This window comes from Pseudomonas indica NBRC 103045 (assembly GCF_002091635.1).
GTDB classification, from domain to species: domain Bacteria; phylum Pseudomonadota; class Gammaproteobacteria; order Pseudomonadales; family Pseudomonadaceae; genus Pseudomonas_M; species Pseudomonas_M indica.
This window is the reverse complement of record NZ_BDAC01000003.1, coordinates 62,703-85,321: the sequence shown is the minus strand read 5'-3', so window position 1 is coordinate 85,321 and position 22,619 is coordinate 62,703. Positions and strand designations below refer to the sequence as shown.

Annotated in this window: 20 protein-coding genes; 8 read left to right on the top strand and 12 right to left on the bottom strand. The window is 64.6% G+C overall.

Annotated elements, in window-relative coordinates; all coding sequences use genetic code 11:
- Positions 1-19: 19 nt before the first annotated feature.
- Positions 20-946, top strand: coding sequence for a lipid kinase YegS (yegS, locus tag PIN01S_RS05105; protein ID WP_084334064.1), 927 nt, complete (start codon positions 20-22; stop codon positions 944-946).
- Positions 947-949: 3 nt separating this feature from the next.
- On the opposite strand, the gene PIN01S_RS05100 is transcribed toward yegS, so the two are convergent.
- The 9 genes from PIN01S_RS05100 to PIN01S_RS05060 all read right to left on the bottom strand — a co-directional run bounded on the left by PIN01S_RS05100 (position 950) and on the right by PIN01S_RS05060 (position 9,959).
- The gene (locus PIN01S_RS05100) at positions 950-1,594 is read right to left on the bottom strand and encodes a response regulator (protein WP_084334063.1); all 645 of its coding nucleotides are present in this window, start codon (positions 1,592-1,594) and stop codon (positions 950-952) included.
- A gap of 281 nt (positions 1,595-1,875) precedes the next feature.
- On the bottom strand, positions 1,876-2,976 hold the full coding sequence (locus PIN01S_RS05095; RefSeq protein WP_084334062.1) for a protein-glutamate methylesterase/protein-glutamine glutaminase: 1,101 nt from the start codon (positions 2,974-2,976) through the stop codon (positions 1,876-1,878).
- 22 nt (positions 2,977-2,998) lie between these two features.
- The gene (locus PIN01S_RS05090; protein WP_084334457.1) at positions 2,999-3,808 is read right to left on the bottom strand and encodes a CheR family methyltransferase; all 810 of its coding nucleotides are present in this window, start codon (positions 3,806-3,808) and stop codon (positions 2,999-3,001) included.
- 2 nt (positions 3,809-3,810) lie between these two features.
- Complete coding sequence (locus PIN01S_RS05085) at positions 3,811-4,320, bottom strand: chemotaxis protein CheW (protein ID WP_084334061.1); 510 nt, start codon at positions 4,318-4,320, stop codon at positions 3,811-3,813.
- An 11-nt stretch (positions 4,321-4,331) separates the two neighbouring features.
- The gene (locus tag PIN01S_RS05080) at positions 4,332-5,978 is read right to left on the bottom strand and encodes a methyl-accepting chemotaxis protein (RefSeq protein ID WP_084334060.1); all 1,647 of its coding nucleotides are present in this window, start codon (positions 5,976-5,978) and stop codon (positions 4,332-4,334) included.
- Between the two features lie 14 nt (positions 5,979-5,992).
- A complete protein-coding gene (locus PIN01S_RS05075; RefSeq protein WP_084334059.1) occupies positions 5,993-8,209 on the bottom strand; it encodes a chemotaxis protein CheA in 2,217 nt (738 codons plus the stop codon).
- 12 nt (positions 8,210-8,221) lie between these two features.
- Positions 8,222-8,548 carry an STAS domain-containing protein gene (locus PIN01S_RS05070; RefSeq protein ID WP_084334058.1) on the bottom strand — a complete coding sequence of 109 codons (327 nt, stop codon included), beginning with the start codon at positions 8,546-8,548 and terminating at the stop codon, positions 8,222-8,224.
- A gap of 1 nt (position 8,549) precedes the next feature.
- Positions 8,550-8,915 (bottom strand): response regulator, encoded by a 366-nt coding sequence (locus tag PIN01S_RS05065; protein WP_084334057.1) that lies wholly within the window; start codon positions 8,913-8,915, stop codon positions 8,550-8,552.
- Between the two features lie 21 nt (positions 8,916-8,936).
- Entirely contained in the window at positions 8,937-9,959 is a 1,023-nt protein-coding gene (locus PIN01S_RS05060) for a methyl-accepting chemotaxis protein (protein ID WP_425287675.1), read from the bottom strand.
- Between the two features lie 318 nt (positions 9,960-10,277).
- Here PIN01S_RS05060 and PIN01S_RS05055 point away from each other — a divergent pair, with 318 nt between their 5' ends.
- The gene (locus PIN01S_RS05055) at positions 10,278-11,213 is read left to right on the top strand and encodes a chemotaxis protein CheV (RefSeq protein ID WP_084334055.1); all 936 of its coding nucleotides are present in this window, start codon (positions 10,278-10,280) and stop codon (positions 11,211-11,213) included.
- Positions 11,214-11,300: 87 nt separating this feature from the next.
- Complete coding sequence (locus PIN01S_RS05050; RefSeq protein ID WP_084334054.1) at positions 11,301-12,104, top strand: MOSC domain-containing protein; 804 nt, start codon at positions 11,301-11,303, stop codon at positions 12,102-12,104.
- A gap of 98 nt (positions 12,105-12,202) precedes the next feature.
- Here the strand turns inward: PIN01S_RS05050 and PIN01S_RS05045 are convergent, their stop codons facing one another.
- Complete coding sequence (locus PIN01S_RS05045) at positions 12,203-14,131, bottom strand: transglycosylase SLT domain-containing protein (RefSeq protein ID WP_084334053.1); 1,929 nt, start codon at positions 14,129-14,131, stop codon at positions 12,203-12,205.
- 160 nt (positions 14,132-14,291) lie between these two features.
- On the opposite strand from PIN01S_RS05045, the gene PIN01S_RS05040 reads away from it, so the two are divergent.
- A complete protein-coding gene (locus PIN01S_RS05040) occupies positions 14,292-16,202 on the top strand; it encodes an ATP-binding cassette domain-containing protein (protein WP_084334052.1) in 1,911 nt (636 codons plus the stop codon).
- A 13-nt stretch (positions 16,203-16,215) separates the two neighbouring features.
- Entirely contained in the window at positions 16,216-16,902 is a 687-nt protein-coding gene (locus tag PIN01S_RS05035; RefSeq protein ID WP_084334051.1) for a DUF6901 family protein, read from the top strand.
- Positions 16,903-16,942: 40 nt separating this feature from the next.
- Here PIN01S_RS05035 and PIN01S_RS05030 read toward each other — a convergent pair whose 3' ends face one another.
- Positions 16,943-17,383 carry a universal stress protein gene (locus PIN01S_RS05030; protein WP_084334050.1) on the bottom strand — a complete coding sequence of 147 codons (441 nt, stop codon included), beginning with the start codon at positions 17,381-17,383 and terminating at the stop codon, positions 16,943-16,945.
- 91 nt (positions 17,384-17,474) lie between these two features.
- On the opposite strand from PIN01S_RS05030, the gene PIN01S_RS05025 reads away from it, so the two are divergent.
- Positions 17,475-17,912: a hypothetical protein gene (locus PIN01S_RS05025; protein ID WP_084334049.1), complete on the top strand. Its 438-nt coding sequence runs from the start codon at positions 17,475-17,477 to the stop codon at positions 17,910-17,912.
- Positions 17,913-17,995: 83 nt separating this feature from the next.
- Here PIN01S_RS05025 and PIN01S_RS05020 read toward each other — a convergent pair whose 3' ends face one another.
- Positions 17,996-18,805: a hypothetical protein gene (locus PIN01S_RS05020; protein WP_084334048.1), complete on the bottom strand. Its 810-nt coding sequence runs from the start codon at positions 18,803-18,805 to the stop codon at positions 17,996-17,998.
- Between the two features lie 458 nt (positions 18,806-19,263).
- On the opposite strand from PIN01S_RS05020, the gene fadB reads away from it, so the two are divergent.
- Positions 19,264-21,411 (top strand): fatty acid oxidation complex subunit alpha FadB, encoded by a 2,148-nt coding sequence (gene fadB / locus PIN01S_RS05015; RefSeq protein ID WP_084334047.1) that lies wholly within the window; start codon positions 19,264-19,266, stop codon positions 21,409-21,411.
- A 30-nt stretch (positions 21,412-21,441) separates the two neighbouring features.
- Positions 21,442-22,617, top strand: coding sequence for an acetyl-CoA C-acyltransferase FadA (gene fadA, locus PIN01S_RS05010; protein WP_084334046.1), 1,176 nt, complete (start codon positions 21,442-21,444; stop codon positions 22,615-22,617).
- Positions 22,618-22,619 lie beyond the last annotated feature (2 nt).

Here is a 22,619-nt window from a genome sequence, read left to right as displayed (position 1 = left end):
GCAGGGGAGAGGAAACACGATGAGCGAACGCAGGGCATGGCTGATTCTGCATGGCAAGCAGGCCACCAACGACGAGGTGCGCGCGGCGGTGCAGACCCGTCGGGAACAGGGCTGGGATCTGGCGGTGCGTTTGACTTGGGAGCCGGGGGACGCCCAGCGGCTGGTGGCCGAGGGGTTGCAGGCGGGGTATCCGATCATCGTCGCCGGGGGCGGCGACGGCACCTTGCGCGAGGTCGCCGAAGCCCTGGCGAATGCCGGCGGCCAGGCCAGCCTGGCGCTGTTGCCGCTGGGCACCGGCAACGATTTCGCCCGTGCCGCCGGCATGGCGCTGCCGCCGGATGAGGCGCTGGCCGTGCTCGATCGGCCCGCCGTGCCGGTGGACCTGGGGCAGGTGGATGGCCAACTGTTCCTCAACATGGCGACCGGCGGTTTCGGCTCGAAGATCACCGCCAACACGCCGGAGGAGCTGAAAAAGTTGCTGGGCAGTGCCGCGTATTTCCTCACCGGCCTCAGTCGTTTTCCCGAGGTCCATGCGTCGTTCGGCCGTTTTCGCGGACCGGATTTCGAGTGGGAGGGGGAATTCCTCGCCCTGGGCATCGGCAATGGCCGGCAGGCCGGCGGCGGCCATGTGCTCTGCCCGCAGGCGGTGGTCGACGATGGCTTGCTGGATATCTGCATCGTGCCGGCGCCACAGGACATCCCGGCGACACTGGGAACCCTGCTTTCAGGGGGCATCCTCGGGCTGGAAACGGTGTCGGTCTGCGCACGCCTGCCTTGGATCGAATTGGACGCGCCGGAAGGGTTGGCGCTGAATCTCGATGGCGAGCCGATGCAGAGCACGCACCTGCGCTTCGATGCCAGGCCGGCGGCGCTGCGCATGCACCTGCCGGAGGGCTGCCCGGTGCTGAGTCGGGTGTTGCAGGTGGTGGAGCCTGCGCCGCAGTAGAGGTCAATCGTCCGGGCTGATGATCCCTTCTCGCACGGCATACAGCACCAGCCCGGGCACGTCGTGGATCTGCAGGCGCTTCATGATCTGCGCCCGGTGCGCCTCTACTGTCTTGACGCTCAATCCCAGGCCGTTGGCGATGGAGCGGGTCGATTCGCCACGGGTAATCAGGCGGAGGATTTCCAGCTGGCGCTGGGTGAGGGTGTGTTCGGCGTTCGAGTTGACCTTCGACACCGCCTGCTCGATTACCGGCTGCACGATAGCCGAGCTGAGGTAGCGGTCGCCGCGCCGGACCGCCTCCAGGGCCAGGCGCAGCTCGTAGGCGGCGGCATCCTTGAGCAGGTAGCCGTGGGCGCCTTTCTGCAAGGCTTCGAGCACCACTTCCGGGCCGGTGTGCATGGACAGGATCAGCACCTTGCACTCCGGCGAATGGCGGTTGAGCGCTTGCAGGGCTTCCAGGCCGCTGACTTTCTTCATCGAGATATCCAGCAGGATGATGTCGGGCTCCAGTTCGCGAGCCATTTCGACGGTTTCCTTGCCGTCCTCGGCTTCGCCGACGATGGTGAAGTCGTCGATGTCCTGGATCATCGCGCGCACGCCGGCGCGGATGACCGCGTGATCGTCAGCCAGCAACACGCGGCAGGTCATGGGCGGGCCGCCTGTGTGTCGAAGGGGGGGGCAAAGGGGGCGTAGAGGACAGGAACAGACATGGATAGCGCTCCTTTTGAGGCCGGGTAATGCCCGGAGATCCGTAGTGAGCGGCTGGCCGATGACGCATGAAGGGGCCGTGATTTCGGCCGTATGACTTAAGGGAGTTTCGGCGCCACGCGAAGTTCAGGATAGCCGATGCTGTGCCGATGTCAGGTTCGACTGGCAGGGCTTCGATGCGGGGCTGTCCGGACGTCGTTGTCGGAGGGGGAAAAAGCCGGTCAACCCGAGCGCTTGCCGGCCTGGGCGACGGCGTGGAGATCGGCGCGTCCGTACTGCTCGATCAGGCGCGGGATGCCTTGCAGCGACTCGGTGCTGTCCGCCGCACCCATGCGCAGGGCTTCCTTAGGCATGCCGAACACCACGCAACTGGCTTCGTCCTGGGCCACGGTGCGTGCGCCGGCCTCGCGCATGCTCAACAGGCCGCGAGCACCGTCGTCGCCCATGCCGGTCATGATGATGCCCAGGGCGTTGTGCCCGGCGTGCCGTGCGACGGAGCGGAACAGCACGTCCACCGAGGGCTTGTGGCGGTTCACCGGCGGGCCGTCGAGCACTTCGACGAAATACTGCGCCCCGCTGCGTTGGAGCTGCATGTGCTTGCCGCCCGGCGCCACCAGCGCCAGCCCCGGACGCACGCGATCCATGTGTTTGGCCTCGCGCACCTCGATGGCGCAGACGCTGTTCAGCCGTTGGGCGAAGGCGGCGGTGAACTTCTCCGGCATGTGCTGGACGATGACGATACCGGGGCAGCCCACCGGCAACTGGCGCAGCACCACTTCCAATGCCTGGGTGCCGCCGGTCGAGGTGCCTAGCGCCACCACCCGGTCGGTGGTGGTCAGGTTGACGGGCGAGGGTTTCTCCGTGTTCGCCGGCACCGGCTGCTCGGCCACTTTTCGCGGCATCGCACGGGGCTGGCTGCGAGCGGCGACCTCGATCTGGCGGATCAGGTCGCCGGACATCTGTTGCAGGCTTTCGCGCAGTCCCAGCCTGGATTTGGTGAAGATGCCCACGGCACCGGCCGCCAGCGCATCCAGGGTCACCGCCGCGCCGGCTTCGGTGAGGGTCGAGCAGATGATCGCTGGCGTCGGCCGCTCGGCCATGAGCTTGCGCAGGAAGGTGATGCCATCCATGCGTGGCATCTCGACATCCAGCACCAGCACGTCGGGCCACTGCTTGCGCATCTTCTCCAGGGCGAACAGGGGGTCGGCGGCCTGGCCGATCACTTGGATGCCCGGATGGTTGTCCAGGCAGGCGGTCAGCACCTGGCGTACCAGCGCCGAGTCATCGACGATAAAGACCTTGATCAACGGAGCGGTAGGCATCGGGGCATTCCATCCAAGAACGTCATAGGCGCTCGAACACCGACGGGCGCACGGTACGTAGCGGCAGGTCGAAGCCATGCAGGCTTTCGGCGTGACCGATGAAGAACAGGCCGCCGGGGCGCAAACGCTCCAGCAGGCGGACGGCAATCGCGCGTTTTTGTTCGGAGGCGAAGTAGATCAGCACGTTGCGCAGGAAGATCACGTCGAACGGGCCGATTTCCTGGGGCAGGGGGCGCATCAGGTTGACCTCGGCGAAGGTCACCCGGTGGCGAAGCGGCTGGTTGATGCGCAGCAGCCCCTCGCTTTCCTCCACGCCGCGCAGGCAGTAGCGCTTGAGCCAGCCGGGGGGAAACTGGCCGGCCTGGTCAATGGAGTAGGTGGCGCTGCGTGCGCGTTCCAGCACGCGGCGGCTGATGTCGCTGGCGAAGATCGACCAGTCCTGGGTGCGGGCGTTCTCCGCGACCGTCATGGCCATGCTGAAGGCTTCCTCACCGGACGAGCTGGCGGCGCTCCACATGTGCAGCGGGCGCCGTTGCGCGGCCACCCAGTCGCCGAGCACGGTGAAGTGCTGGGGTTCGCGGAAGAAGTAGGTCTCGTTGGTGGTCAGCAGGTCGATCACCGTGCGCCGTTCTTCGCGCGATTCGGGTCGCGTCAGCAGGCGCAGGTACTGGCTGTAGTCGCGCAGCTCCAGGGCCCGCAGGCGGCCCATCAGGCGCCCGGCCATCAGGGTGCGCTTCTGCTCGGCCATGCGGATGCCGGATTCCTCCAGCATCAATTGCTGGAGGAAACGGAAGTCCTGGTCGCTGAGCTTGGGCAGATGGCTGCTGGACATCATCAGCTGGCCTGTTGGGCAAGGCTCAACTGGCGGATATCGTCGAGCGAGAGCACCCGCCGTACATCGAGGATGATGGTGAAGCCGCGTTCGTCGCGGGCCATGCCGGCGATGAAGTCGGTGCGGATGCCGGCGCCGAACGGCGGCGCCGGCTCTACTTCGCTGCTGTCGATGTCGAGCACGGCGTCCACCGCATCGACCACCAGGCCGATGCGTTGCTGCTGGTCGTCCAGTTCCAGTTCGATGATGACGATGCAGGTGCGCTTGCCCGGTTCGGTCAGTTCGAAGCCGAAGCGTGCCGCCAGGTCGAGCACCGGCACCACGTTACCGCGCAGGTTGATCACGCCGTGGATGAAGGCCGGCATCATCGGCACGGTGGTGATCTGCCCGTACTCGATGATTTCCCGAACCAGTTCGATGGGCAGCGCATAGCGCGCCTGGCGCACGCGGAACGACAGGTGTTGGATGCTCGCCAGCGGCATCTCCGCTTTGACGATCTGAGGCAGATTCATCGCGCCCGTCCTCAGTTGAAGCTGACGAACTGGCCTTCGTCGGCCATCAGATGGGCGGCCGACGGCTTGCGTTCGCTACGGCGGACCACCTCGCTGCGTGCCGGCTCGCGGCGTGGCGTGTGGTGCGATTCGCGGGCGCTGCTGGCGTCGAGGCGGAAGTAGCTGATCAACTCCTGCAACTGGCCGGCCTGGGCGTTCATCTCTTCGGCGGTGGCTGCCAGCTCCTCGGAAGCCGAGGCGTTCTGCTGGGTGATCTGGTTCATCTGGCTCATGGCGATGTTGATCTGCCCGGCACCGTTGCTCTGCTCCTGCGAGGCGGCGGTGATTTCCTGCACCAGGTCGGAGGTCTTCTGGATGTTCGGCACGATCTGGTCGAGCAGCGATCCGGCCTGTTCGGCCAGGTGCACGCTGTTGCTCGCCACGCCGCCGATTTCCTGCGCGGCGACCTGGCTGCGCTCGGCCAGCTTGCGCACTTCTGCGGCGACCACGGCGAAGCCCTTGCCGTGGTCGCCGGCGCGGGCGGCCTCGATGGCGGCGTTCAGGGCCAGCAGGTTGGTCTGGTAGGCGATGTCGTCGATGATGCCGATCTTGTCGGCGATCTGTTTCATGGCAACCACCATGTCGCGCACCGCACGGCCACCTTCGACGGCGTCGTTGGCCGCCTTGCCGGCGATGCCGTCGGTGATCTTGGCGCTTTCGGTGTTCTGCGCGATGGACGCCGACATCTGCTCCACCGAGGCGCTGGTCTGCTCGACGCTGGCGGCCTGTTCGGTGGCAGCCTGGCTGAGGGACTGCGAGGTGGCGCTGACTTCTTCCGAGGCGGAGGAGAGCGAGTCGGCCGCGCTGCGCACGTCGCCGATGATGTTACGCAGGCGCTCGGTCATGTGTTTCATGGCGGCGAGCAGCTTGCCGGTCTCGTCCTTGCTGTCCACTTCGACCTGTACCCCGAGATCGCCGGCGGCCAGACTATCGGCCACACTGACCGCCCGGTTGAGCGGACGAGTGATGCTGCGGGTGACGAGGACGCCGATGGCGAAGCCGAGCAGCGAAGCGATGACCACCAGGCCGATCAGTTCGGTGCGCGAGGAGAGGTAGATACGGGTGATTTCGTCGTTGGCTTCCTTGGCGCGTTGCAGCTTGCGCTCCACCAGGGTGGTCATGGTGTCGTCCACGCGCTGGCCTTCTTCGCGCATCCGCGGCAGGAGGGTGGTGACCGAACTGGCTTCGGCGAGCGAGCCGGTGGCGGCGTGGGTATTGAGGACCTCGTTGGCGGTGCGTTCGTAGTTGGCCATCGGTTCCTTCATGGCTTCGAACAGAGCCTTGGCTTCCGGCGAAGAGAAGCTGAAGGCGGCCTTGTCGATGAACGCATGCATGTTCTTGAACGCCTGGCGGGCCTGCTCCATGGAGCGGTCGCGTTCCTCGATGCTGGTGGCCAGCAACGCGCTGCGGATCGAGCGACCGGCGTAGATCAGTTGCATGTTGGCGTTCTGCATGTCGTTCAGCGCGAGCATCTCGCGGTTGTACATGCTGTCGGAAAGATCGTTGACCTGCGCCAGGCTGGCGATGCCCATCAGCCCGACGGTGAGCGTGAGAATCACCACCAGGGTAAAGCCAGCGATCAGGCGGACGCCGATCTTGAGGTTGCGGATGAATTGCATGGCGGAGTTACTCCTCAGAAGCCACTGATGTCCATACGAGGTTGACGAAGATCGCCAGCACTGGCCTCGACGTGGTTTTGCAGATGACGGAACAGACTGGGGATATCCAGGATCAGGGCGACTTGCCCGTTGCCCAGGATGGTCGAGCCGCCGATGCCTTGCAGGTGCTGGAACAGCAGGCCGAGCGGCTTGATTACGGTTTGCAGCTCGCCGTGCAGGTTGTCGACGACCAGCCCGGCCTGTTGCCGGCCCTGGTTGACCACGACGATATTGCGGCGCTTGCTGCGGCTGGCCGGCAGGTCGAAGTGCGCGGCCAGGGAAATGCACGGCAGGGGTTTGCCGCGCAGGTTGAGGTAGCCATAGGCGCTGTCGCCGAGCTGGCCGGCGTCCATCTCCAGGCATTCGGTGACCATGTCCAGGGGCACGACGAAGTATTCCTCGCCGAGGCTGATCAGGAAGCCGTCGATGATCGCCAGGGTCAGCGGCAGGCGGATGCGGAAGGTGCAGCCGGCGCCGAGCACCGAGTCGATCTCGATGCTGCCGCGCAGACCGTCGATCACGCTGCGCACCACGTCCATGCCGACGCCGCGACCGGACAGGTCGGAGACGTTGTCGGCGGTGGAGAAGCCGGCGGCGAAGATCAGCGCGTGGATGTCGTGCTCGGCGAGATTCGCCTGCGGATCGATCAGACCCCTGTCGATGGCCTTCTGGCGGATGCGCTCGGTGTTCAGCCCGCGTCCGTCGTCGGCCACTTCGATGACGATCTGGCCCGACTCGTGGTAGGCGTTCAACTGGAGCTGGCCCTCGGCCGGCTTGCCGGCGGCGAGGCGATCCTCGGCCGATTCGATGCCGTGATCGATGGCGTTGCGCACCAGGTGGGTGAGCGGGTCGGCGAGCTTGTCGATCACCGATTTGTCCAGCTCGGTGTCGGCGCCACGGATTTCCAGGCGGATGTTCTTGCCGAGCTGCTGGCTGACGTCGCGCACCACCCGGTGGAAGCGGTTGAACGTGTCGCCGATCTCGATCATGCGCAGCTTCAGCGCGGCCTCGCGGATCAGTTCGACATGCTGGTTGACGGTCTGGGTGGTCTCGACGCAGCCGGCATCGCCATGGGACTGGGCGCGCAATTGGGCGCCGGCGGCACTGATCACCAGCTCGCCGACCAGGTTGATGAGTTCGTCCAGCTTGTGCGCGGCGACGCGGATCTGGCTGCTTTCCAGGCTGCGCTTCTCGCGCGCCGATTGCTGCTTGGCCAAGGCGGCGTTGACCGCTTGCGGGGCGACCATGCCTTCCTCGACCAGGACGCTGCCGAGCTGCGGTTTCTGCTCGCTGGCCTGGGCCTGCAATGCCAACCCTTGCTCCAGTTCGTGTTCGGTGAGCAGGCCGCTGGCGACTAGGATGCGGCCGACGCGCTGGTCGGTTTCCGGCAACTCGTGGATCAGTTGCAGGTAGTCCTCCAGCGCGCTGTTCGGCGGTAGGATGCGCAGGGTGGAGAAGTCGTGGATGAACTCGAAGACTTCTTCGATCTCCGCCTTGCTGGCGTCGGTGCAAAGGTCGATCTCGAGGCCCAGGTAGCAGCTTTCCGGGTCCATCTCGCTGAACGACGGCAGGCTTGCGTCGATCACGTCGAGGTGCAGGATGTCGCCCAGGCGGCTCAGGTAGCGGATGAACGCCGCCGGATCGAAGCCGTTGCGGAACAGGTCGGGGTGGAAGCGTAGGGAAATGTGCCAGGCGCCGTCGGCATCGCAGTTGGCGCACTTTTCCAGGCGCCCGCGGTTCGGACAGGCGGAAGGAGCGGCGACCTGGGTGGCGGGAATCTGTTCCACGGCCTGCCCGCTGTGCTCGGCGAGGGCGGCGAGCAGTTCGTTCTGGTGGGTTTCGTCCACCGGCAGTTCGCCGCTGTCGACGTCGATCAGGGAGACCATCGAGGCGACTTCGTCCAGGCAGCGCAGCATCAGCGAGACCAGCGGCGGCGTCAGCGTGCGTTGACCGTCGCGCACCGCCATCAGCAGGCTTTCCAGGTGATGGGTGAAGCTGACCAGGGGCGTCAGGGAAAACAGCCCGGCCGAGCCCTTGAGGGTGTGCATGGCGCGGAACAGGCCATTGATGGCGTCTTCGTCGTCAGGCGTCTGGTCGAGCTGCAGCAGGTATTCCTCGGCCTGTTTGATCAGGTCGCTGGCTTCTTCGATGAAGCCCTGGAGCAGTTGGCTCCATTGATCTCCATTGAGCATGGGCGTCTCCAATCAGGCCTTCGCCGGCAGCACGTCGGGGTAGAGCGGCTGCAAGCGGAGCAGTTCGAGCATGCCGAGGACCTCGCCGGCCGGGCCGGTCACTTCCAGGCGCGCCTGTTGCTGTGCCAGGTGGCGCTGCAGGGCGAGCAGCAACTGGGCGCCGGCGCTGTCCAGCTCCTCCAGCTCGCTGAGGTCCAGCAGCCAGTGGCGTGTTTCGGCGGAAGAAACCAGGGCGCCGAGCAGCGCCTCGTGGGCCTGCCTGACCTCGTAGATGGTCAGGCTGCCGACGAGGGCCAGGCGCTCGGGCTGGTGCTGGCTGTCGTGACGAACGTCGAACATGTCAGCCGGCCAGCTTGTCCACGGCCGCCAGCAACTGCTGCGGCTGGAAGGGCTTGACGATCCAGGCCTTGGCCCCGGCGGCCTGGCCCTCGGCCTTCTTGCCCTGCTCGCTCTCGGTGGTGAGCATGACGATCGGCGTGAAGCGGTATTCGTTGCGCGCCTTCACTTCCTTCACCAGGCCGATGCCGTCGAGGTTGGGCATGTTCACGTCGCTGATGATCAGGTTGATCTTCTGCCCGTTGAGCTTGGTCAGGGCGTCGCGCCCGTCGACCGCTTCGATCACGGTGTGGCCGGCCCCGGAGAGGGTCATCTTCACCAGTTGGCGCATGGAGAGGGAGTCGTCGACGATCAGGATGGTCTTGGCCATGACAGGTTGCTCCTTGGGTAATCAGAAAAAGGTCACGTCGTTCTGCGAGGCGCTGCGGCGGCTGCCGTGGCGTTCTTCGTCGGTGGTGAAACGGTCGCGCAGGTCCTTCAGCCAGCGGCCGGGGTTGGCGAGGCTGTCGTCCTGCTCGCGCACGGCCTGCTGCAGGCGGCCAAGGTCGATCTGCAAGTGGTCGAGCATCTGGTCGGTACGGTCCTGGAATTGCAGGTTGACGATGATTTCCTGGATGTCCGCCTGGGTGGTGCGGGTGTCCTGCTGCAGCTGCAGGGAGGTGTCGGACAGTTCGTCGAGGTTGGCGCTGAGGCGCTGCATCACCTGGCCAGCGACTTCGTCGAGGTAATCGAGGTTGCTCTTTTCGCTGCCGGACAGCTCTTCGGCGGCGGTCACGGTGGAGCGGATCGCCTGGTTGATCTCGCCGACCTTCTCGCTCATGCGCTGGCCGGTTTCGGCGGACAGGCTGGACAGCTTGCGCACTTCGTCGGCGACCACCGAGAAGCCACGGCCATGTTCGCCGGCGCGGGCGGCCTCGATGGCGGCGTTGAGGGCGAGCAGGTTGGTCTGGCTGGCGATGTCCTGGACCAGCTTGGACATCTTCTGCAGTTCACTGGCGTAGCTGTCCAGGTGGGCGATGGTGCCGAGCAGTTCGTTCTTGCGGGCGCTGGCGCCGTGGAAGGAGGCGATCACTTCGTCGAGGCGCTGGTGGGCCTGGCGCAGGCTGTCGGCCACGCCGCCGCCGCCGATGACGTTCTCCGAGCGGTTGAGGGTGTGGTCCAGGCGCTGGCTGAGCCCGGCGAAACGCTCGAACAGGCGCTGGATGTTGTCCTGCACCAGTTGGCGGACCTGGCCAAGGTTCTGGCTCCAGGCCGGCAGCACTTCCAGCAGCAGCGGCTCGACGCTGGCGGGTGCCGGCGCGTCGAGCGGCGTGTCGGTGGCCGGGGGAAGGTCCGCATGGGCCGGTTTCGGTGGGCGATTGAACAGGGCGGCCAACGCGCTTAGCGCGCAGCCCGCACCGGTCAGCCACGGCATGCCGGCGGCCAGCCCGGCGAGGCTGGTCGCTATTCCTAGCCAGAGGGCGGAGTAGGCGAGCACGGGTACGGTCTCTCTCGAATGACGATGTCCAAAACGATAGAGGCTGGTACGTCAGTGCGGTATCGGGGGCTCCCCTAGGGGGCCCTAGGGGCGCCCCGATGACGTGTCGTAGAGCCGGGGGAGGCTGGTAACTCTGGAGAGCGGCGAGTATGGTGGCTAAAAGCCATGCTGTGGTTTTTCCGGGCGTTGCCGATAACCCCTTACCGGGCCTTGCGCCCCGATGCGATCAGTTCATTTTTTCTGTAGGAGCAGGCGATGGCCGGCATTCTCGACTCCGTGGATCAACGTACCCAGCTGGTGGGTGAGAACCGCCTGGAGATTCTCATGTTCCGCCTCAGCGGGCGTCAGTTGTTCGCGATCAACGTGTTCAAGGTGCAGGAAGTTCTGCAGATGCCCAAGCTGACGCTGATGCCGCAGCGGCACCCCTACGTCTGCGGCGTCGTCAACCTGCGCGGGCAGACCCTGCCGGTGATCGACCTGTCCCAGGCCATCGGCATGCGCCCGCTGGTGCCGGATGAGCGCAGCACCATCATCGTCACCGAATACAACCGTTCCGTGCAGGCCTTCCTGGTGGGCGGTGTCGATCGCATCCTCAACCTCAACTGGGAGTCCATCCTGCCGCCTCCGGGAGGCGCCGGGCGCCAGCATTACCTGACCGCGATCACCAAGGTGGACGACAAGCTGGTGGAAATCATCGACGTGGAGAAGGTGCTGGCGGAGATCGTGCCGTACAACGCGAAGGTTTCCGCCGAGCGCCTGGCCGATCCGCTGCTGGAGCAGGCCCGTGGCCGCGAGGTGCTGCTGGTGGACGACTCCAGCGTCGCCCTGGCACAACTGCGCGAAACCCTGACCCAACTGGGCCTGAAGATCCACACCGCCAGCGACGGTCTGAAAGGGCTGAACCAACTGAAGAAGTGGGCCGATACCGGCGAGGTGATGACCGACAAGCTGCTGATGGTCTTCACCGACGCTGAAATGCCGGAAATGGACGGCTATCGTCTGACCACGGAGATCCGCCAGGACCCGCGCCTGCGTGACCTCTACGTGGTACTGCACACGTCGTTGTCTGGCAGCTTCAATGACGCCATGGTGAAGAAGGTCGGCTGCGACGGTTTCCTTTCCAAGTTCCAGCCGGACAAACTGGTGGATGTGATCCGTGACCGGCTGCTGCGCGGTGCGGCCGGGACCTGATTGGTCGCTTGGAGGGCTCTGCGAAGGGCTTGTGGCGACGGCGGGCAGCTCGTATAAGAGCGTTTTGCCTGAACAGGAAGTCGGTCCATGCGTCTCTCCGCGCTCTATCGTTATCCCCTCAAATCCTCCCTCGGCGAGCCCCTGCAACGGGCGGAGCTGGATGCCCTGGGGCTGGTCGGCGACCGACGCTGGATGGCGGTCGACGCGGAGAGCGGACGCTTCCTGACCCAGCGCCTGCTGCCGCAGATGACGCAATTGTGCGCGCGCTGGCAGGGGAGTGAACGCTTGCTGTTGAGTGCGCCGGGGCTGGAATCGCTGAGCGTCGCCGTGCCAGACGAAACGGCGTCGCTGCGGAGGGTGATTATCTGGCGCGATACGCTGCAGGTCCCGGATGCCGGCGATGCCGCGGCGGCCTGGCTGAGCGATCTGCTGGGGCGGCCGTGCCGCTTGGTCTACGTGCCGGAGGCTCGCGCCCGGCAGGTCAATACGCACTATGCCGAACCGGGCGAGAAAGTGGCGTTCCCCGATGGCTACCCGCTGATGGTGATCGGCCAGGCGTCCCTCGACGACCTGTCGCGGCGGGTCGGCCGTCCGCTGGAAATGCTGCGCTTCCGGCCGAATCTGGTGGTGGAGGGCAGCGAGCCTTATGCCGAGGACAGTTGGAAGCGCATTCGCATCGGCGGCCAGACCTTCCGCGTCGCCAAGGGCTGCTCACGCTGCATCATCACCTCCATGGACCCGCGCACCGGCGAACGCAGCGCCGACCGCGAACCGCTCACCACACTCAAGACCTACCGCGAACGTGACGGCGAGGTGTACTTCGGCCAGAACCTGATCCACGGCGGCAGCGGCGTGCTCGAGGTTGGCATGGACGTCGAAGTGTTGGAGTGAGATGAGGGGAAGTTCTGGCGTGGCGGTCCCGGATTGCGCTGTAGGGGCGAATTCATTCGCCCGCCGTGGCTTGGATCGTCAGAAACCGCCTGCCCGCATCACTGGTCGTCGAAGAACCGCTCGTGCCAATCGACCAGCGGCTGCGGTGCGTTGAGCTTCTGCCCGTAGATCACCGAATAGGACAGCACGTTCTGCACGTACTGGCGGGTTTCATCGAACGGAATGGTTTCCACCCAGACGTCGAAGGCCAGGTGGTTGGCCCCACGCAGCCACTGGCGGACCCGGCCGGGGCCGGCGTTGTAGGCGGCGGAGGCGAGGATGCGGTTGCCACCGAACTGCGCATGCACCTGGCTAAGGTAGGCCGCGCCGAGCTGGATGTTGACGTTGGGATTGAGCGCCTGCTGCGGCGAACCCAGGGGGATGCCGAACTTGCGTGCGGTCTGCTTGGCGGTAGCCGGCATCAGTTGCATCAGCCCCATGGCGCCCACCGGCGAGCGGGCGTCGGCCATGAAGGCGCTTTCCTGGCGGGTGATGGCGAAGACCCAGCTCGAATGCAGTCCGCGCGCCCTGGCTTCGCGCACCAGGCTGCTCTGGTAGGCCATTGGGAAGCGTACCTCCAAGTCATCCCAATACTGCGCCTGGCTGATGGTGCGGATGGCCGGGAAATACCATTCGAGGTCGTAGGCCAGGCGGGCCTGGGCCACCAGTTCTTCGCGGCTGAACAGGCGACTGACGTGATACCACTCGCGGCGCCCGTCGACGATCTGACCCCGGGCATGGAATTCCAGGGCGCGGCGGATGCCGGCGGTGTTGCGCACCTTCTGCACGACTTTCGGGTCGAGCGGCAGCGGCCGGTTGTTCAACTGGTAGGGCACCTGGATGCGATCGGCGGCGAGGAAACCGTAGAAGTCGCGCTCGGCAGCCACTGGCTGGTAAAGCGTGACCGCCTGCTGGTTCTGCGGCTGGGCCAATTGCAGACTGCGCGCCTGCCAGTAGCGCCAGCGGTTGCTGGTCGCAAGCTCCTGGGGCAACTGCCGGGTCAACTGATGGGCCTCGTCCCAGCGGCCGAGGCGCAACAGCAGGCGGGCACGCCATTCGGAGACGGTGTTGTCGCGCAGTTCCGGGTCGTACTCGGCCATTACCTGCAATGCCCGGCCGTCGAAGCGCTTGGCCAGGGTCAGGCCGATCTCGCGGGCGATCGCCACTTTCTCTTCGGCGGAGAAGGGCAGTCGCTTGGCATAGACATCCAGCAGGGGCAGGGCCTTCTCCGGGTCCTGGCGGGCCAGCCGGCGCAGGCCGAGGCCGACCACATCGGCCATGGCGCGATCAGCGGGTGCGAAGCGGGCGGTCTGGCCGAGCAGCTCGGGCTTCTGCGCCACATCCACCAGTAGCTGTCCCTGTTTGGAGAGGGTCGGCAGCTTCTTCACCAGGAAGCTGGCCAGCCCATAGTTACGGGCTTCGGCCGCCAGCTTGGCGCGTTTCCAGCGCTTTTCCTCGGTCAACTGGCCTTCGGCGGCCCAGCGGTCGAACAGGCGGTCGCAGGCTTCCGGTTGCGACTTGCCGACCAGCCAGAGCTTCTCGGCGGTGGCGAAGCCTTCGGCACGCATGCCATGGCCCAGCTGGTACTGGCCGTAGAGACAGTCCAGTTCGGTGAAATTCATCGAGGGATCGTAGTACTTGATGAAGGTCTGCCACTCGCCTCGTTCGGCCAGCCAGCGTAGCCAGCGCAATTTCATCCAGTTGGCCTGGGGCAGGTCGCCGTGCTCGGCGAGGAACTTCTCGATTTCGTCGTTGCTGGCCCATTTCAGACGGGCGGTCAGCTCGTCGTACGCGAGGTACGGCTCAAGGGGATAGTCGCGCAGGGCGCTGGCGTAGCGCTTGTACGGGCCGCTATCGCCCTTGGCCAGGGCGCGCTTGGCTTCGTCGTAGTACTGGCGTTGCTGGGCAAGACTGACGGCTTGCGCGGTGTCGAGGGTTGCAGCGGAGAGCAGGAAACAGGAAAACAGGCAAAACAGACGACCGCGCATGACACTTCCGAACGGATAACCAAAGGAGCGCCACCGAGGGCGCAGACAGCCCTAGCTTAGCCGTTGCCAGGGGGAGGTGAAAGCGTTCCTCGGCGGAGAAAAGCCGGTCTGTCGACCCTTCAACTCGGGTAGAATGCGCGCCCTGTTTCAGGAGATGCCCATGACTCTGCTCAAGTTCGCCGATGTATCCCTCGCCTATGGTGCCATGCCCCTGCTGGACCATGTGTCCTGGCAGATCGCCCGGGGCGAGCGGGTCTGCATCATTGGGCGCAACGGTACCGGCAAGTCGAGCTTGCTGCGCTTGGTCAAGGGTGACCAGGCCGCCGACGATGGCGAAATCTGGCGGGCGCCGGGGCTGAAGATCGGCGAGCTGCCGCAGGAACTGCCGCGGGCCGACGAGCGTACTGTGTTCGACGTGGTGGCCGAGGGGCTTGCGGGCGTCGGCGAGTTGCTCGCGCAATATCACCACCTCAGCCAGAACATCCGCGACGACGCCGATCTGCAGAAGCTCACCCAGGTCCAGCACGAACTGGAGGCGAAGGATGGCTGGCGTCTTCAGCAACTGGTGGACAGTACCCTGAGCCGCCTGCAACTGCCGGCGGACAAGACCCTGGCGGAGCTGTCCGGCGGCTGGCGCCGGCGTGTCCTGCTGGCCCAGGCGCTGGTCGCCGAACCGGATCTGCTGCTGCTCGACGAACCGACCAACCACCTCGACATCGGCGCCATCGCCTGGCTGGAAGAGGCGCTGCTCGGTTTCCAGGGAGCCGTGCTGTTCATCACCCACGACCGCGCTTTCCTGCAGAACCTGGCTACCCGCATCCTCGAACTGGATCGCGGCCATCTGATCGACTGGAACGGCGACTACGCCAGCTTCCTGGTGCACAAGGAACAGCAACTGGCGGCGGAAGAAACCGCCAATGCGCTGTTCGACAAGCGTCTGGCCCAGGAGGAAGTGTGGATACGCCAGGGCATCAAGGCCCGCCGGACCCGTAACGAAGGCCGTGTTCGCGCGTTGAAGGCGATGCGCGCCGAGCGCAGCGAGCGGCGCGAGCGCCAGGGCAAGGCCAACATCCAGCTGGAAGCGGCGGACAAGTCCGGCAAGCAGGTGATCGTCGCCGAACATGTGAGCTTCGCCCATCCGGGCGGCGAGCCGCTGGTCCGTGATTTCTCCATCGTCATCCAGCGTGGCGACCGGATCGGCCTGCTGGGCGCCAACGGTACCGGCAAGACCACGCTGCTCAAGTTGCTGCTCGGCGAGTTGCAACCGACCAGTGGCACCATCCAGGCCGGTACCCGCCTGGAAGTGGCTTATTTCGACCAGTTGCGTCACCAGTTGGAGCCGGAGAAGACGGTCATCGATAACCTCGCCGAAGGGCGCGAGTTCATCACCATCGACGGCCAGAACCGCCATGTACTCAGCTATCTCGGCGATTTCCTGTTCAGCCCGCAGCGCGCCCGCACACCAGTGAAGGCACTGTCCGGTGGCGAGCGGGCACGCCTGTTGCTGGCCAAGCTGTTCAGCAAGCCGGCCAACCTGCTGGTGCTGGACGAACCGACCAACGATCTCGACGTGGAAACCCTGGAGTTGCTCGAAGAAGTGCTGCTCGGTTTCCAGGGCACTGTGCTGATGGTCAGCCACGACCGGGCGTTCCTCGATAACGTCGTGACCAGCACCCTGGTGTTCGAAGGCGAGGGGCGTGTCCGCGAGTATGTCGGCGGTTACCAGGACTGGCTGCGCCAGGGCGGTTCGCCGCGTCTGCTGGGTGTGGGCGAAGCCAAGCCGGAGAAAGCCGCTGCGCCGGCGAAGACAGAGGCACCGGCCGCCGCGTCGAGCGAGACGGCGGCGCCGGCCCGGAAGAAGCTGAGTTATAAGTTGCAGCGCGAGCTGGAAGCGATTCCCGGACAGATCGATGCCCTGGAGGCCGAGCTTGCCGTGTTGCAGGGCCAGATCGCCGACCCGGCGTTCTACCAGAAGCCGTCGGCGGAAACCGGGGCGGTCCTGGGTCGGATGGAGAGCCTGCAGCGCGATTTGGATGCCCTGCTGGAACGCTGGGCTGAACTGGAGGAGTGATCAGGGAACGGTTATGGCCATCGAATATCGCATCACGCTCGATGACGAACATGAGTTCAGCTATCGGATCGAGTTGGATCGCCAGTACGACCAGGAGCGTGCCGCCATCGCGCCGAAGTGGACGCGCCTGGATTACCAGCAGTGCAGCAACTGCCCGCTGAATAAGGAGCAGTTCAGCCATTGCCCCGCGGCGGTGGACCTGTACCGGGTCATCGAGGACTTCCACGGCCTGCCGGCCATTACCAAGGCGCAGGTCTGGGTGCGCACGCCGGAGCGCGAGTACAGCAAGCTGGTCGGCTTGGAAGAGGGGTTGCGGGCACTGCTCGGGGTGATCATGGCCACCAGCTCCTGCCCGGTGCTCGGCCGGTTGAAGCCGATGGCGCAGCATCACCTGCCATTCGCCAGCAACCAGGAATTCATCCTGCGCACGGTTTCCCTGTACCTGGCGCGGCAGTACTTCAACTACCGCGAAGGCCGCCATGCGGACTGGGAACTGAAAGGCCTCGTACGCCTGTTCCAGCAGTTGCAACTGGTCAACCAGGCGTTCTGGCAGCGCATCCACGACACCTGCGAAGGCGACTCGAACCTCAAGGCGTTCCTGACCTTCTTCTCGATGTCGTCGAGCATGACCTATTCGCTGGAAACCCAGCTGCAGAAGATCCGGCCGTTGCTGATGAGCCCGGGGGACCTTCTCGAATAATCTCGGCCGTGCGGGCAGGGCGAGCCTGCCCGCCGGAACCTCACTCGGGTTTCTTCAGACGCACGGCAAGCACGTCGCAGGGTGCGCCATGCAGGACGTCATTGGCGGTGGAGCCCAGCAGCAGGGCGAGGCCGTGCCGGCCGTGGCTGCCTACCACGATCAGGTCGCAGCCCTGTTCGGTGGCCAGGCGATGGATTTCCTGGCGCGGTTGGCCATAGGCGAGATGGCGCTGGTCGGCGGTCAGCTCGGGATAGCGACCGGCAAAGGTATTGAGGCGTTCGCGGGCCTGTTCGAACTGCTGCTGCTGCAACATCGACAGGTCCATGGGGACATCGCCGCCGAACGCCATGGCCATGGGCTCCACGATGTGCACCAGGGACAGACGGGCCTGGCAACTGTTGGCCAGGGCCTGGGCGCGTATCACCACCGGGTGGCATTCCTCGGTCAGGTCGACGGCGACCAGAATGTGCTGGTAGGTCATGGCGAAGTTCTCCTCCAAAGTGTGGGGATTAATCACAAGTATGGCTGTATTGGCTGCTTGTAACAGCTTTCGGGTAACAAGGATTTCCGTCGTGACGCTCTGGTTGACTCTCGTACTCCTGGCTCTCCTGCTCAGTCCGCTTGCCTGGCTGCTGCCTTCGCACCGCCAGCGGGGGCAGATGGAAATGCGCCTGGCTGCGCGCCGGATGGGCCTGGCGATGCAGTTGTCGCGCCAGGAATGGCCGCACTGGCTGGGCCGGCAGCCGCCGAACCCGTGCCCGCAGTATCACCGTCCGCGCCGCGCCGGTCGTGGGGACAGTTGGTGTTTCTGGCGATCCGAATCCGGCGAATGGCTGAATCAGTGGCGCGAACCTTGCGCGGACGAGGCGTTGGCGGGGCGGCTGGCTGAGCTTCCGATGGATGTTTACAAGATCGAAGCGAATTCGCAGATGATAGCCCTCTGTTGGGGCGAGCGGGGCGATGCGGAGGCGTTGCAACGGGTTGCGGATGTGCTGGCTGCGCTCGCCTGAGGCGCAGAAAAAAGCCCGGTGGGTTGCACCGGGCCGTAGCGTATGGCCAGACAGGCCGGAAATCGTGTTGCGCCGGGCCGGGTTCACAGGCTTTGCGCGGCATATTGGGCAGAGAGTACTTCAAGCGCTTCGATAATTCGATCCGAATATTTGCTGATGACGAAAGGAACGCTGTTTTCATTGTAGTTTTTCAGCGACTTCTCGATGTAACGCCATTTCGTGCCGACGGCCTGCAAGCCCTGTCGGGTTTCCGCGGTGTTAGCCGGCGCCTCCTCCAGGCGCGCGAGCCCGGCCGAGAACTGTTCGGCCAGTTCATCGATCGCCTTGCCCTCGTTGCCGCCGAAGAATGTTGCCCCGACTGACGCGCTGCGTGACGCGTAGTCCAGGGCGATGTCCTGCATCAGCAGGCTCTGCTCGCGGCTTTGCTGGGTCAATGGCGGAACGCTGAAGGCGCTCTCCCGCTGGATTCTGGCATGCAGCTCCCCGCTCAGTTCCATCAGTTGCCGATTGCGTTCGGCCAGGTCGGCGACCGGCTGGAGGTCGGTGAACCCCTGGGTTTTCAGCGTACTGACCAGCGTCTTGAGGTCGTTCTCATAGCCTTGCCATTCCTGGGCGAGGCGGGTGGCGAGCGCTTTCGAGCTTTCGCCGGGCAGTTCGCCCAGCTTGTCGAGGCGGCTGCGGGCCAGTTGCAGCGATTCATCGATCATGCGCGCGTAGCGCTGGTCGCCTTCCATGCCATTGAACATGAAGAACGCCGCCAGGCTTCGTTGGGTGGCGAGGCGTTGCTGATGCAGGTCGAGCAACGTGGCGCTCGGGTCGGCCGCCCAGGCGGGCAGAGCCAGACAGAGGGCAAGGAGGGCGCTCAATGAAAAAGTGCGCAGACGGTTCGGCATGGACGACTCCGTTGGCCCGTTGATTCTCGTTTGTTGTTCTTCTGTTCGCGGGCCTGGGCGGGCCGTGCGGGGCGACTCTACCCGTAGCCGGCAGGTTTGACCAGCTAGCGGGCGGGCAGGGTGCCAGTATCGGTGGGGCTGGCGAATGTATGCCCATAGGTCTCGTGAATGCCGCTATCCAGAGCCCTAGCGACTCTGTTGTCGGTCACAAGCGGGCGCACAGCGGTGGCGCCCTCCGATTGACAACGGTCGGTTTTTACCCGATGGTGTGCACACCCAAATCAAACGGGCGTATGAATTGAGCGTTTGCCCCAGGCGGCGGCTCTAAAACAAAACCCGATTATCACGTCGGCGGGTGTACCAGACAGTTCGGGGCTATGCTCCGGCTGCACCGCAGGTAAGTCCGCGGCTGGTGTCCGATGTGCACTGTTCAGCTTCCATACCGTGGAGATCAGTTGATGATTTACGAAGGTAAAGCCATCACGGTTAAGGCTCTTGAGGGCGGCATCGTCGAATTGAACTTCGACCTCAAGGGTGAGTCCGTCAACAAATTCAACCGTCTCACCCTGAACGAGCTGCGCGAATCCGTGGATGCCATCAAGGCGGACGGTTCGATCAAAGGCGTGGTCGTCGCCAGCGGCAAGGACGTGTTCATCGTCGGCGCCGACATCACCGAGTTCGTCGACAACTTCAAGCTGCCCGACGAAGAGCTGGTTGCCGGTAACCTCGAAGCCAACAAGATCTTCAGCGATTTCGAAGACCTCGGGGTGCCCACGGTCGTCGCCATCAATGGCATCGCCCTCGGCGGCGGTTTCGAGATGTGCCTGGCCTGCGACTACCGCGTCATGGCGGACAGCGCCAAGGTCGGCCTGCCGGAAGTCAAGCTGGGCATCTACCCGGGCTTCGGTGGCACCGTTCGCCTGCCGCGCGTGATCGGCACCGACAACGCCATCGAGTGGATCGCTTCCGGTAAGGAAAACAAGGCCGAAGACGCGCTGAAAGTGGGTGCCGTCGATGCCGTGGTCGCCGCCGACAAGCTGCAAGCCGCTGCCGTTGATCTGATCAAGCGCGCCATCTCCGGCGAGCTGGACTATAAGGCCAAGCGCCAGCCGAAACTGGAAAAGATCAAGCTGAATGCCATCGAACAGATGATGGCATTCGAAACCGCCAAGGGCTTCGTCGCCGGCCAGGCCGGTCCGAACTACCCGGCGCCGGTCGAGGCGATCAAGACCATCCAGAAGGCCGCCAACTTCACCCGTGACAAGGCGCTGGAAGTCGAGGCCGCCGGTTTCGTCAAGCTGGCCAAGACCTCTGTTGCGGAAAGCCTGATCGGCCTGTTCCTGAACGACCAGGAACTGAAGAAGAAATCCAAGAAGTACGACGAGCTGGCCAAGGACGTGAAGATGGCCGCCGTGCTCGGCGCCGGCATCATGGGCGGTGGCATTGCCTACCAGTCCGCCGTCAAGGGCACGCCGATCCTGATGAAGGACATCCGCGAAGAAGCCATCCAGCTCGGCCTCGGCGAAGCCTCCAAGCTGCTCGGCAAGCGCGTCGAGAAAGGCCGCCTGTCTCCCGAGAAGATGGCTCAGGCGCTCAACGCAATCCGTCCGACCCTGTCCTACGGCGATTTCGGCACCGTCGACATCGTGGTCGAGGCCGTGGTTGAGAACCCGAAGGTCAAGCAGGCCGTGCTGTCGGAAGTGGAAGGGCTGGTGAAGGAGGACGCGATCCTCACTTCCAACACCTCGACCATTTCCATCAGCCTGCTGGCCCAGGCGCTCAAGCGTCCGGAAAACTTCTGCGGCATGCACTTCTTCAACCCGGTGCACATGATGCCGCTGGTGGAAGTGATCCGTGGCGAGAAGACCGGCGAAACCGCTATCGCCACTACCGTTGCCTACGCCAAGAAGATGGGCAAGACCCCGGTCGTGGTCAACGATTGCCCCGGCTTCCTGGTTAACCGCGTGCTGTTCCCGTACTTCGGCGGTTTCGCCAAGTTGCTGGAGCTGGGCATCGATTTCGTTCGCATCGACAAGGTGATGGAGAAATTCGGTTGGCCCATGGGCCCGGCCTACCTGTCCGACGTGGTCGGTATCGACACCGGCCACCATGGCCGCGACGTGATGGCCGAAGGCTTCCCGGATCGCATGGCTGTCGAGGGCAAGACTGCCGTTGACGTGATGTACGAAGCCAATCGCCTGGGTCAGAAGAATGGCAAGGGCTTCTACGCCTACGAAACCGACAAGCGCGGCAAGCCGAAGAAGGTCTCCGATCCGCAGGCCTACGAAGTGCTCAAGCCGATCGTCCGCGAGCAGCGCGAGCTGACTGACGAGGACATCGTCAACTTCATGATGATCCCGCTGTGCCTGGAAACCGTCCGCTGCCTGGAAGACGGCATCGTCGAAACGGCTGCCGAAGCTGACATGGGCCTGATCTACGGCATCGGCTTCCCGCCCTTCCGTGGGGGTGCGCTGCGCTACGTCGATTCCATCGGTGTAGCCGAATTCGTGGCCCTGGCCGATAAGTACGCCGACCTGGGTCCGCTGTACCACCCGACCGCGAAGCTGCGTGAAATGGCCGCCAAGGGCCAGAGCTTCTTCGGTTAATCGCGGACAGATGAGAGCGAGAGTAGAACTATGAGCCTGAATCCGAGAGATGCCGTCATCGTCGACTTCGGTCGTACCCCGATGGGTCGTTCCAAGGGCGGCATGCACCGCAACACCCGTGCCGAGAACATGTCGGCGCATCTGATCAGCAAGCTGCTGGAGCGCAACCCGCTGGTCAACCCGGCGGAAGTGGAAGACGTGATCTGGGGCTGCGTGAACCAGACCCTGGAGCAGGGTTGGAACATCGCCCGCATGGCGTCGCTGATGACCCAGATTCCGCATACCAGCGCTGGCCAGACCGTCAGCCGCCTGTGCGGTTCGTCCATGAGCGCCCTGCACACTGCCGTGCAGGCGATCCAGACCGGCAACGGCGATGTGTTCGTCATCGGTGGCGTGGAGCACATGGGCCACGTCGGCATGATGCACGGTGTCGATCCGAACCCGCACCTGTCGCTGTACGCCGCCAAAGCGTCCGGCATGATGGGCCTGACTGCCGAAATGCTCGGCAAGATGCATGGCATCAGCCGTGAGCAGCAGGACGCCTTCGGTGAGCGTTCGCACCGCCTGGCGCATAAAGCCACCGTCGAGGGTAAGTTCAAGGATGAAATCATCCCGATGCAGGGCTACGACGAGAACGGCTTCCTGAAGGTGTTCGACTACGACGAGACCATTCGTCCCGACACTACCCTGGAAAGCCTGGCGCAACTGAAGCCGGCCTTCAATCCGAAGGGCGGTACCGTGACTGCGGGCACCTCTTCGCAGATCACCGACGGCGCGTCCTGCATGATCGTCATGTCCGCCCAGCGTGCCAAGGACCTCGGCATCCAGCCGATGGCCGTGGTTCGTGCCATGGCGGTGGCGGGTGTCGACCCGGCCATCATGGGTTACGGTCCGGTGCCGTCGACCCAGAAGGCACTCAAGCGTGCCGGACTGACCATCGACGACATCGACTTCGTCGAGCTGAACGAAGCCTTTGCCGCTCAGGCCCTGCCGGTGCTGAAGGACCTCAAGCTGCTCGACAAGATGGAAGAGAAGGTCAATCTGCATGGCGGCGCCATCGCCCTGGGTCACCCGTTCGGTTGTTCCGGTGCGCGTATCTCCGGTACCCTGCTGAACGTGATGAAGCAGAACGGCGGTACTCTGGGTGTGTCTACCATGTGCATAGGCCTTGGCCAGGGCATCACCACCGTCTTCGAGCGCATCTGAGC